The sequence below is a fragment of the Dyella ginsengisoli genome, assembly GCF_044904665.1.
GTDB lineage: Bacteria > Pseudomonadota > Gammaproteobacteria > Xanthomonadales > Rhodanobacteraceae > Dyella_A > Dyella_A ginsengisoli.
Map to the genome: position 1 here is coordinate 48530 of NZ_JADIKM010000003.1, position 11538 is coordinate 60067.

8 protein-coding genes are annotated in these 11538 nt (G+C 68.6%); 5 read left to right on the top strand and 3 right to left on the bottom strand.

Going from position 1 to position 11538, the window contains the following annotated elements:
* Position 1: 1 nt before the first annotated feature.
* The gene (locus ISP17_RS10270) at positions 2 to 1327 is read right to left on the bottom strand and encodes an aminotransferase family protein (RefSeq protein WP_404632783.1); all 1326 of its coding nucleotides are present in this window, start codon (positions 1325 to 1327) and stop codon (positions 2 to 4) included.
* 99 nt (positions 1328 to 1426) lie between these two features.
* Between ISP17_RS10270 and ISP17_RS10275 the strand changes: the two genes are divergently transcribed.
* From ISP17_RS10275 to ISP17_RS10295, 5 genes are all read left to right on the top strand, one after another.
* Entirely contained in the window at positions 1427 to 2245 is an 819-nt protein-coding gene (locus tag ISP17_RS10275) for an IclR family transcriptional regulator domain-containing protein (RefSeq protein WP_404632785.1), read from the top strand.
* Positions 2238 to 3440, top strand: a complete 1203-nt coding sequence (gene pcaF / locus ISP17_RS10280) for a 3-oxoadipyl-CoA thiolase (RefSeq protein WP_404632787.1) — start codon at positions 2238 to 2240, stop codon at positions 3438 to 3440. The genes ISP17_RS10275 and pcaF overlap by 8 nt, the downstream gene beginning before the upstream one ends.
* Positions 3437 to 4834 (top strand): M20/M25/M40 family metallo-hydrolase, encoded by a 1398-nt coding sequence (locus ISP17_RS10285; RefSeq protein ID WP_404632789.1) that lies wholly within the window; start codon positions 3437 to 3439, stop codon positions 4832 to 4834. Before pcaF ends, ISP17_RS10285 begins: the two co-directional genes overlap by 4 nt.
* Positions 4835 to 4899: 65 nt before the next feature.
* Positions 4900 to 6927, top strand: coding sequence for a tetratricopeptide repeat-containing sulfotransferase family protein (locus tag ISP17_RS10290; RefSeq protein ID WP_404632791.1), 2028 nt, complete (start codon positions 4900 to 4902; stop codon positions 6925 to 6927).
* Positions 6928 to 7031: 104 nt separating this feature from the next.
* The gene (locus ISP17_RS10295) at positions 7032 to 9452 is read left to right on the top strand and encodes a TonB-dependent receptor (protein ID WP_404632793.1); all 2421 of its coding nucleotides are present in this window, start codon (positions 7032 to 7034) and stop codon (positions 9450 to 9452) included.
* A gap of 239 nt (positions 9453 to 9691) precedes the next feature.
* Here the strand turns inward: ISP17_RS10295 and ISP17_RS10300 are convergent, their stop codons facing one another.
* Both ISP17_RS10300 and ISP17_RS10305 read right to left on the bottom strand, forming a co-directional pair.
* Positions 9692 to 10111 carry a hypothetical protein gene (locus ISP17_RS10300; protein ID WP_404632795.1) on the bottom strand — a complete coding sequence of 140 codons (420 nt, stop codon included), beginning with the start codon at positions 10109 to 10111 and terminating at the stop codon, positions 9692 to 9694.
* Positions 10112 to 10272: 161 nt separating this feature from the next.
* Positions 10273 to 11457, bottom strand: a complete 1185-nt coding sequence (locus ISP17_RS10305; RefSeq protein WP_404632797.1) for a thiolase family protein — start codon at positions 11455 to 11457, stop codon at positions 10273 to 10275.
* Positions 11458 to 11538: the final 81 nt, after the last annotated feature.

The following is an 11538-nucleotide window of genomic DNA, read 5'->3' on the forward strand; positions in this document are numbered from 1 at the left end:
CTCAGGAATGGGCGGGGAAGAAGCGCACCAGCAGGCGGTCGATCAAATCCAGCGCATTGGCCAGCGCGGTTTCCTCGATCACCAGCGGCGGCGCGAGGATCAGCAGGTTGCCGCGCGCGGCCAGCGAGACGCCGTCGGCCATCGCCGCCGCGATCAGCGCGGAGAGAGCGGCGGGCGCCTGCGGCCAGGGCGCCAGCGGTTCGCGACTGGCGCGGTCGGCGACCAGCTCGATCACCGCGAACAGGCCGTGGCCGCCGCGCACGTCGCCGATCACCGGGTGGCGCGCCTGCATCGCCTTGAGCTCGGCGAACATCGCCGCGCCGAGTCGGCGCGAGCGTTCGATCAACTGCTCGTCCTCGTAGGCGCGCACGGCGGCGAGGCCGGCGGCGCAGGCCAGCGGATGGCCGCAGTAGGTGAGGCCGGTGTAGAGCATCTGGTCGGCCAGCCGGGCGTAGAGCTCGGCCGACAGCACCACCGCACCCAGCGGCAGGTGCGCACCGGTGAGACCCTTGGCCAGCGTCATCAGGTCGGGGCGGCCGGCCTCGCCGTGGCGCTGCCAGGCGAACCACTCGCCGCAGCGGCCGAAGCCGCTCATCACCTCGTCGGCGATCAGCGGCACGCCGCGCTCACGGGTCGCTGCGCGCAGAGCGGGCCAGTAACTGTCCTGGGCGACGATGCCGTTGGTGCCGGCGTTCGGCTCCATCAGCACGGCGGCCACGGTGTCGGCGCCGGCGTGGTCGATCGCCTCGCCCACGGCTTCGGCGGCGAGCCGGCCGCAACTGTCGTCGTCGGTGCTGCCGAACGGACAGCGGTAGGCGTACGGCGCCGGCACGCGGATCACGCCGAAGGCCGCGGCGTCGACCTGGCTCTGCGTGCGTGCGTCGCCGGACAGCGCCATGCCGGCGTAGCTGGCGCCGTGGTACGAGCGCTCGCGCGCCACGATGCGTCCGCGCGGCAGCCCGCGGGCCATGCGCGCGAACTTCACCGCGTTCTCGTTGGCGTCGGCGCCGGCCAGGGTGAAGAACACCCGCCCGCCGGCGAAGCCGGACTTCTCCAGCAGCGCCTCGGCCAGCGCGGCGCGCGGCTCGGCGCCCCAGGCGGCGGTGACGAAGCACAGCTGCTCGGCCTGCTCGCGGATCGCCTGCACCACGGCCGGATGCTGGTGGCCGAGGTTGCTGCACTCGGCCAGGCTGCTCATGTCCAGGATGCACCGGCCATCGGCCAGCTCGAGGTAGGCACCGCGGCCGCTCACCACGGTGGGCGCCTGCCACTTCGACGGCACACACCAGCTGTGCAGCACGCTGTCGCGCTCGTTGCTCACGCCCATCCTCCCCCGAGGAAATGTTCGATAATCGAACAAGAATTCGTATTGCGAACTCATTGGAATGCTTCTACGCTCGAACTGTCAATGGACCCAAGCGAGCCGATGGCCTCCGAATCCTTCGAGGAAAGTCCCGACTACGTGCAGTCGCTGGCGCGCGGCCTGCAGGTGCTGCGTGCATTCGATCGCGAGCTGCCCAGCCCCAGCCTTTCGCAGGTGGCCGAACGCACCGGGTTGTCGCGCGCGGTGGCGCGACGGCTGCTGCTGACGCTGCAGCACCTGGGCTATGTGGGCAGCCGCGGGCGCAGCTTCTTCCTGACCCCGCGCGTGCTGGAACTGGGCTACAGCTATCTCAGCTCGCTCGACCTCACCGAGATGGCGCAGCAGAGCCTGGAGCTGCTGTCGCAGCGGGTCGGCGAAAGCTGCTCGATGGCGGTGCTCGACGGCACCGACATCGTCTACGTGCTGCGCGTGCCGGTGCGACGCGTGATGAGCGTGGCGCTGGGCGTGGGCGCCCGACTGCCGGCGTTTGCCACCTCGATGGGGCGGGCGATCCTGGCCGACCTGGCCGACGACGCACTCGCCGCATGGATGAAGGGCCAGACCTTCCGCGCCTACACCCCGCAGACCCTGCACACCGTCAGTGCGCTGAAGGCCGAGCTGGCGCGCGTGCGCAAGCAGGGCTACGCGCTGGTGTCGCGCGAGCTGGAACACGGGCTGTGCTCGATCGCGGTGCCGATCCATGCGGTGGACGGCAGCGTGGTCGCGGCGCTCAACGTCGGCATGCCGTACAGCGACGATGCGCCCGGGCGCGCGGTGAAACAGATCCTGCCGGTGCTGCGCGAGGCGCAGGCCGCGGTGGAACAGACCATTTCGCGTGGCGGCTGGCTGCCGCACCTGACGATGAAGAACGCCTATGCGTAGCGCGTACCTGGTGGACGCCACCCGCACGCCGTTCGGGCGCCTCGGCGGCGCACTGGCCCGCGTGCGCGCGGACGACCTCGCGGCGCTGCCGATCGCGGCCCTGCTGGCACGTCATCCGCAGATCGATCCGGCCAACGTGGACGAGGTGATCCTCGGCTGCGCCAACCAGTCCGGCGAGGACAACCGCAACGTGGCACGCATGGCGGCGCTGCTGGCTGGACTGCCGCCGGAAGTGCCCGGCGTCACCGTCAACCGGCTGTGCGCGTCGGGGCTGGAGGCGATCGGCCAGGCCGCGCGGGCGATCGCCTGCGGCGAGGCCGAGCTGGTGATCGCCGGCGGCGTGGAGAGCATGACCCGCGCGCCGTACGTGATGGCCAAGGCCGACGGCGCATTCGCCCGCAACCAGCAACTGGAAGACACCACGCTGGGCTGGCGGCTGATCAATCCGCGCATGCGCGCCGGCTACGGCGTCGACTCGATGACCCAGACTGCCGAGAACCTGGCGTGCGAACACGGTATCGACCGCGCCAGTCAGGATGCCTACGCCCTGCGCAGCCAGGCGCGCACCGCGTACGCACAGCGCCAGGGCTGGCTGGCCGAGGAGATCACGCCGGTGTCGGTGCGCGCGGACGGGCAGGAGGCCGCGGTGGCAGTCGACGAGCATCCGCGCCCCGCCACCACCGACGCGCAACTGGCGGGGCTCAAGCCGTTGCTCGGCGCGCAGTCCAGCATCACCGCCGGCAATGCGTCCGGCCTCAACGACGGTGCCGCCGCCGTGCTGGTGGCCTCGGAAGAAGCGGTGCGGCGATATGGACTGAAACCGCTGGCGCGCATTGACGGCATGGCCTCGGTCGGCGTCGCGCCGCGTGTCATGGGGATCGGCCCGGTGCCGGCGATCCGCAAGCTGCTGGCGCGCAGCGGCATGGCCTTGTCCGACTACGATCGCATCGAGATCAACGAGGCGTTCGCCGCGCAGGTGCTGGCGTGCACGCGCGCGCTCGGGCTTGACGACGATGCCGAGCACGTCAACGCGAACGGCGGCGCGATCGCGCTCGGTCATCCGCTGGGCGCCAGCGGTGCGCGCCTGGCGATGACGGCCGCGTTCGCCCTGCGCCGCCATCGCCAGCAGCGCGCGCTGGTCAGCCTGTGTGTCGGTGTCGGCCAGGGGCTCGCCCTGGCGCTGGAGAGTCCATGAAGCGCACGCATTCCCCCTTGCTGGCCGCACTCGCGCTGCTGCTTCCGCTGGCCGCGCAGGCCGCAGACCCGGTACCCAAGGGCGAGCGGACCCTGGCGCACGACCTGCTGGTGCAGATGATCGGCACCGACACCACCTCCGAGCACGGCAGCACCACCGTGCTGGCCGAGGCGCTGGCGCAGCGTTTCCTCAAGGCCGGTTTCCCGGCGGCGGACGTGCAGGTGGTCGGCGACGACCCGAAGCGGCGCAACCTGGTGGTGCGCCTGCGCGGGCAGGGACAGCGCGAGCCGATCCTGCTGCTGGCGCACCTGGACGTGGTCGAGGCGCTGCCGCAAGACTGGCACTTCCCGCCGTTCAAGCTGACCGAGCAGGGCGGCTACTTCTACGGTCGCGGCACGATGGACATCAAGGGCGGCGGCGCCGGACTGGTCGCCACGCTGCTGCGCTTCCACCAGCAAGGCTTCAAGCCGAAGGGCGACTACATCCTCGCGCTCACCGCCGGCGAGGAGGACGGCAAGTCCAACGGCGTGCAGTGGCTGCTGGCGCACCGGCCGGAGCTGATCCGCTCGCAGTATTCGATCAATGTCGACGGCGGCGGCCCGGAGATCCGTCACGGACGGACCGAGGTGGTCGCGGTGGAGACCGCCGAGAAGGTCTATGCCAGCTACACGCTGACCGTGCGCAACCCCGGCGGGCACAGCTCGCTGCCGACCCCGGACAACGCGATCTACCGGCTCGCCGCGGGGCTGATGCGGCTGTCGCAGCTCGATTTTCCGTTACACACCAACTCTGCCACGCGCGGCTACTACGAGCGGCTGGCCACGCTCTACACCGGCCAGACGGCGGCGGACATGCGCGCGGTCGCGCACGATCCGTCGGACCCGGCGGCGATGCGGCGGCTGGCCGCGTCCACCCCGTACAACAACGCACACCTGCGCACCACCTGCGTGCCGACCCTGCTGGCCGGCGGCGATGCGGAGAATGCGTTGCCGCAGATGGCCCGTGCCACGGTGAATTGCCGCATCCTGCCGGACGAGGACCCGGCGATGGTGGAGGCGAAGATCAGGCAGGCGCTGGCCGATCCGCTGATCGCGGTGGCGCCGGTGGCGCCCGCTCCGGCGAGCCCACCCAGCCCGATCAACGCGGCGCTGTTCGCGCAGATCGCGCAGACGGCGAAGGACGTGTGGGGGCAGGCCATGCCGGTATCGCCCTACATGTCCGCCGGCGCCTCGGACAGCGTGTTCCTGCGTGCCGCCGGCATGCCGTCGTATGTGTTCAACGGAATTTCCTACGACGTCGACGACGACCGCTCGCACGGCCAGGACGAACGCATCCTGGTCGACTCCTACTACCAGTCGCTCGATTTCAACGATAGATTGCTTAAGAACCTGTAAGGAGCCGACGCCACCATGCCAAGCGCCATGCCCATGCCCGACGATCCGTCGCGAGGCCACGCCCGATGACGGTGACGGCGGCCGTGGGCAGCTTCGAGCAGGCGCTGGCGCACGCCGCCCGCCTGCTCGACCGCGATCCGGCGATGGCCGAGGAGCAGGCCACGGAAATCCTCCGCGTCGTGCCGGAACATCCGGCCGCACTGCGGCTGCTGGCCGCGGCGCGAGCGGCGCAAGGCAAGCTGGAGGGCGCGCTGGCGGTGCTCGAACCGCTGGCGGCTTCGCAGCCCCAATGGGCGGCAGTGCAGTTCGAGCTGGGCCTGGCGTTGATCCAGGCCGGTCGGCTGGACGAGGCGATCGCTGCGCTGCGCCGCGCGGTGGCGCTGCAGCCCGACCTGCCGCAGGCCTGGCGCCTGCTGGGCGACCAACTGCATGCGATGGGTGAGGTGGAGGCCGCCGGCGAGGCCTACGTGAATCACGTACGCCATGGCGCCAACGATCCCCGCCTGCTCGCCGCGGGCGCCGCGCTGGCGGCGGGCCGCATTGCCGATGCCGAGCGCCTGCTGCGCGAGCATCTGCGGGAGATGCCCACCGACGTGGCGGCGATCCGCATGTTCGCCGAGCTGGCGGCGCGGGTCGGCCGGCAAGACGAGGCCCGGCAGCTGCTGGAGCGTTGCCTCGAACTGGCCCCGGGCTTCCATGCCGCCCGGCAGAACTACGCGCTGCTGCTGCACCGGAGCAACCAGCCGGAACAGGCGCTGGTCGAGATCGAACGCCTGCTCGCGGTCGAGCCGGAGCATCCGGCCCACCGCAACCTCAAGGCCGTGGTGCTGTGCCGGACCGGCGACTACGCCACCGCGATCGATCTCTACGCCGCGCTGCTGGCCGAATACCCGGACAACGCCCAGGTGTGGATGAGCTACGGCCACGCGCTGAAGACCGCCGGCCTGACCGCGCGCGCGATCGAGGCCTATCGCCGCGCGCTGGCGATGCTGCCGTCGTTCGGCGAGGTGTGGTGGAGCCTGGCCAACCTCAAGACGTTCCGCTTCAGCGACGCCGACGTCGCCACCATGCGCGCGCAGCTGGCACGCACGGACCTGTCCGACGACGACCGCCTGCATCTGGACTTCGCGCTGGGCAAGGCGCTGGAGGATGCCGGCGAGTACGCGGCCTCGTTCGCTCACTACGCGGCCGGCAACGCGCGCCGCCATGCGCAGCTGCACTACGACCCGGCCGAGACGCACGCACGCGTGGAGCACATCCGCCGCCAGTACACGCGCGAGTTCTTTGCCGAGCGCGCGGGCAGCGGCAGCGATGCGCGCGACCCGATCTTCATCGTCGGGCTGCCGCGCTCGGGCTCCACCCTGATCGAGCAGATCCTTTCCAGCCACAGCCAGGTGGAAGGCACGATGGAGCTGCCGGAGATCACCTCGATCACCCGGCTGCTGCGCGAGCAGGCCGACAGCGATGGCGCGATGCCGTACCACGAGGTGCTGGCGCGACTCGACGCCGATGCGTTGCGCGAGCTGGGCGAGCGCTACCTGGCGCACACGCGCATCCACCGCAAGACCTCGGCACCGCTGTTCATCGACAAGATGCCGAACAACTTCATGCACATCGGGCTGATCCAGCTGATGCTGCCCAACGCCATCATCATCGACGCGCGCCGGCATCCGATGGCGTGCTGTTTCTCCGGCTTCAAGCAGCACTTCGCACGCGGCCAGAGTTTCAGCTACCGGCTGGACGACCTGGCCCGTTACTACACCGACTACGTGCGCCTGATGGCGCATTTCGACGCGGTGCTGCCCGGACGCGTGCACCGGGTGATCTACGAGCGCATGGTGGAGGACACCGAAGGCGAGGTGCGCCGGCTGCTGGCGCACTGCGGGTTGCCGTTCGAGGAGGCCTGCCTGCGCTTCTTCGAGAACGAGCGCCCGGTGCGCACTGCCAGCTCCGAGCAGGTGCGCCGGCCGATTTATCGCGAGGGTATGGACCAGTGGCGGCATTACGCCCCCTGGCTGGGTCCGCTCGAACAGGGTTTGGGAGAGGTGCTGCGGGCATATCCCGCGGTGCCGCAAGACGGGGAAGTCTGGTAACACCGAAGTCCATAAATCCACGTTGTTTCTTTGAGGGAGGGGAACCGATGCATCGATACCGCAATACACCAGCTTCCGGGAACGCGCGCAGGCGCCTGTCCCGCATGCCGTTGGCCGCCGCGATCTGCCTGGCCATCGCCGCGCCCGCGTTCGCTCAGGACGCCGGCACGACGTCGTCCACCACACCGCCGAAAGACCAGAAGGTGGCCGAGCTCAGCACCGTGACCGTGACGGCGCAGAAGCGCACGGAAAACCTGCAGAAGGTGCCGATCAGCATCCAGGTGCTGGGCACCGAGAAGATCGAGCAGCTGCACATCAGCAATTTCGACGACTACGTGAAGTACCTGCCCAGCGTGTCGTACCAGAGCCTGGGGCCCGGCTTCTCCGAGATCTACATGCGTGGCATCGCCAGCGGCGGCGACGGCAACCACTCCGCTTCGCGACCCAGCGTGGGCGTGTATCTGGACGAGCAGCCGGTCACCACGGTCACCGGGCCGCTCGACATCCACATGTACGACATCGCCCGCGTCGAGGTGCTGGCCGGTCCGCAGGGCTCGCTCTACGGCGCCAGCGCGCAGGCCGGCGCCCTGCGCATCATCACCAACAAGCCAGACCCCGAGGGCTTCGCCGCCAGCTACAGCGCCGGCATCAACTCCGTCGCCAATGGCGGCATCGGCCACGTGGTGGAGGGCATGATCAACGTGCCGCTCACCAAGACCGCCGCGATCCGCCTGGTGGGTTGGCACGAGCGCGACGCCGGCTACGTCGACAACGTTCCCGGCACACGCACCTATCCGAGCTGGGGCGGCACCGTCAGCAACGCACCCTCGTGCACGCCGAGCGCCTTGCTGGTGTGCACGCATGCGGCGAAGAAGAACTACAACAACAACGACATCAACGGCGCGCGCGCGGCGTTGAAGGTCGACCTCAACGACGACTGGTCGATCAACGGCACCTTCATGGGCCAGAAGACCATCGCCAACGGCAACATGGCCAGCGATACGGCGCTTGGGGATCTGTCGATCACCCACTTCTACCCCGAGCGCACGACCGACCGCTGGTGGCAGGCGGCCATGACGGTGCAGGGCAAGATCGGCAACTTCGACCTGACCTACGCCTACGCGCACCTCAAGCGTGACCAGGAAGAGCACAACGACTACAGCGATTACTCGTTCTGGTACGACACGCTGGCCGGCTACGGCACCTACATCTACGACAACAACGGCGCGCTGATCAATCCTTCCCAGTACATCATCGGCAAGGACCACTACGCCGTGGACAGCCACGAGCTGCGCCTGGCGTCGCCGAAGGAGGATCGCCTGCGGGTGGTCGGTGGCCTGTTCTGGGAAAAGTCGGTGCACGACATCGAACAGCGCTACATGATCAACGGCCTGTCCGACTCGCTCACGGTGCCGGGCTGGCCGAGCACCATCTGGCTGACCGAGCAGGTGCGCACGGACAAGGACGAGGCGGTGTTCGGCGAGCTGTCCTATGACCTGATCCCTGACACCCTCACGGCCACCATCGGCGGACGCTACTTCCGCGCCGACAACAGCCTGGGCGGTTTCTACGGTTTCAGTTCGGGTTTCTCGCCGAATTCGAGCTATGGCCAGGCCGGTTGCATCTCGCCCACGCCGTATCGCGGCGCGCCGTGCCTGGACTTCAACAAGAACGTCAAGGAAACCGGTTCGCTCGGCAAGATCAACCTGACCTGGAACATCACGCCGACCAAGATGGTCTACGCCACCCGTTCGGAAGGCTATCGCCCGGGTGGCATCAACCGTCGCGGCTCACTGCCGCCGTACAAGTCGGACTATCTGACCAACTACGAGCTGGGCTGGAAGACCACCTGGATGAACAACCGGCTCTCGTTCAACGGCTCGGTGTTCCAGGAGGACTGGAAAGACTTCCAGTTCAGCATCCTGGGCGCCAACGGCCTGACCGAAATCCGCAACGCCAACCAGGCTCGCGTCCGCGGCATGGAAACGGAGCTGAACTGGGCCGCCACCTACAACCTGCAGCTCAGCGGCGGGGTGGCCTTCTACGACGCCAAACTCACGGCGAACTATTGCGGCTATACCGATGCCAACGGCAAGCCGGTCACCGAGTGCCCCACGCCTGAAGCCCCGAAGGGCAGCCAGCTGCCGGTCACCCCCAAGTTCAAGGGCAACCTGGTTGCCCGTTACTCGTGGGACGTCGGCGACAACGAGGCGTTCGTGCAGGGTGCCGTGGTGCATGTCGGCAAGCGCCGGTCGGACCTGCGCTCGCTCGAAAACAGCCTGGTCGGCGATCTGCCGGCCTACACCACGCTCGACCTCTCCGGCGGTTACAAGTGGAGCAGTTTCTCGGTCGACCTGTACATCAACAATGTGTTCGACAAGCGTGCCGACCTGTACAAGTACACCGAGTGCGCCGAGGCGGTATGCGCTGCGCATGGCGTGGTGCCGCAGTATCCCAACGGCCAGGTCTACACGGTGACCAACCAGCCGCGCACGATCGGCATCCGTTTCACCCAGGACTTCTAGGGAAGGTCTGAACAACCTGCTTTTCGCCCGTCATTCCTGCGCAAGCCGGGATGACGGGCAAAATCAGACATCCCCTCGTTCTGGACCGTTCTCGCGACGGTGTCCAAGCCCCGGTGCAAACCGGGGCTTTTTATTCGCCGGATTATCGAACGCGTCGGTTTACCAGTTGATTCCCAGGCCAAAAAAAACCGGCCACCCGAAGGTGGCCGGTTTTCTGCGTTGAAAAACCCGCGGGCGGATTACTTGCCCGAGGCGTCCTTCGCGGCGTCCTTGGCGTTGTCGGCGGCGCTCTTGGCAGCGTCGGCGGCCTTGCCGGCGGCGTCAGCAGCGTTGGAAGCCGCGTCCTTGGCATCCTTCATCATGCCGTTGCCGGAGGCGCTCATGCTTGAGGCCGGGGCAGCAGCAGAAGCCGCGGTGGCAGCCTGCTTGGCCTGATCGGCCGCCATGGAGGCGGTGTCCGAAGCCATCTTGGCCTGGTCAGCCGCCTGCTCGGTGGCCGCCGTCGGAGCAGCTGCAGCAGCCTGCTGCGCCTTGTCGGAAGCCTGCTGAGCCTGGTCAGCGGACTTCTGGGCGTCCTGCGCGGAATCCTGCGCGCCGTTGCTGCAAGCCGCCAGCAGCGCGACGAGCGCGGAGGCGAGTAGGGTACGCGTGAACTTCATAGTGGATCTCCTTTGCCGTGGAATGCCGTGTGGCCGCGTATTAATAGCTCGTTCGCGTGAAAGTCGCTACCGCTTTCTCGGTAACGCGAAAACCCATTAACCCGGCCGTTAAGCATTTGCCTTGAGGGGCGCCGGGATTGTCGGCCCGGGCGCGTGACGATTCAGTCGATGCGTTCCACCGCGATGGCCGTCGCCTCGCCGCCGCCGATGCACAGCGTGGCGATGCCGCGCTTGAGGCCGCGCACCTTCAGCGCGTTGAGCAGGGTCACCACCAGGCGCGCGCCGCTGGCGCCGATCGGATGGCCGAGCGCGCAGGCACCGCCGTTGACGTTGACCTTGTCGTGCGAAATGCCCAGCTCGCGGATCGGCGCCATCGCCACCACGGCGAAGGCCTCGTTGATCTCGAACAGGTCCACGTCCTCAACCTTCCAGCCGGCCTTGGCCAACACCTTCTGGATCGCTCCCACCGGCGCGGTGGTGAACCACTCCGGCTCCTGCGAATGGGTGGCGTGCGCCACGATGCGGGCGAGCGGGGCGAGGCCGCGCGCCTTGGCATCGTCGGCCGAGAGCAGCACCACGGCGGCGGCGCCGTCGGAAATGCTGGAGGAGCTGGCGGCGGTGATGGTGCCGTTGTCCTTCTTGAACGCCGGGCGCAGGGTGGGGATCTTGCTCACGTCGGAGCGGCCGGGCTGCTCGTCGGTGTCCACCACCACGTCGCCCTTGCGGCCGGCCACGGTGACCGGGGTGATCTCGCCGGCGAAGGCGCCGTTCTTCTGCGCCTCCAGCGCGCGGTTCACCGAGGCGGTGGCGAACGCGTCCTGCTCCTCGCGGGTGAAGTGGTACTTGTCGGCGCACAGTTCGCCGAACACACCCATGGCCTTGCCGTCGTACGGGTTGGTGAGGCCGTCCCACGCCATGTGGTCGACGAGCTGGCCGTCGCCGTAGCGGATGCCGGTGCGGGCGTTGACCATGTGCGGAGCGTTGGTCATCGACTCCATGCCGCCGGCCACCACCACGCCGACCGAGCCGGCCTTGATCAGGTCGTGACCGAGCATGATCGCCTTCATGCCCGAGCCGCACACCTTGTTGATGGTGGTGGCGCCGGCCGACAGCGGCAGGCCGGCGTGGATCGAGGCCTGGCGGGCCGGCGCCTGGCCGAGGTTGGCCGGCAGCACGCAACCCATGATCACCTCGCCGACGTCCGCAGCCGGTACGCCGGACTGCTCCAGGGCGGCCTTGATCGCGGTGGCGCCGAGCTTGGGCGTGGGCACGCCGGTGAACTGGCCGAGGAAGGAACCGATGGCGGTGCGCTTGGCACCGGCGATCACAACGCTGACGTCAGACATGGAATTCTCCGGGGATACCTGGGGCGCGGTGGCGCGGTAGGGACTTTTCGATTATCGCAGCCGCCGACGGAGGGCGGCAAA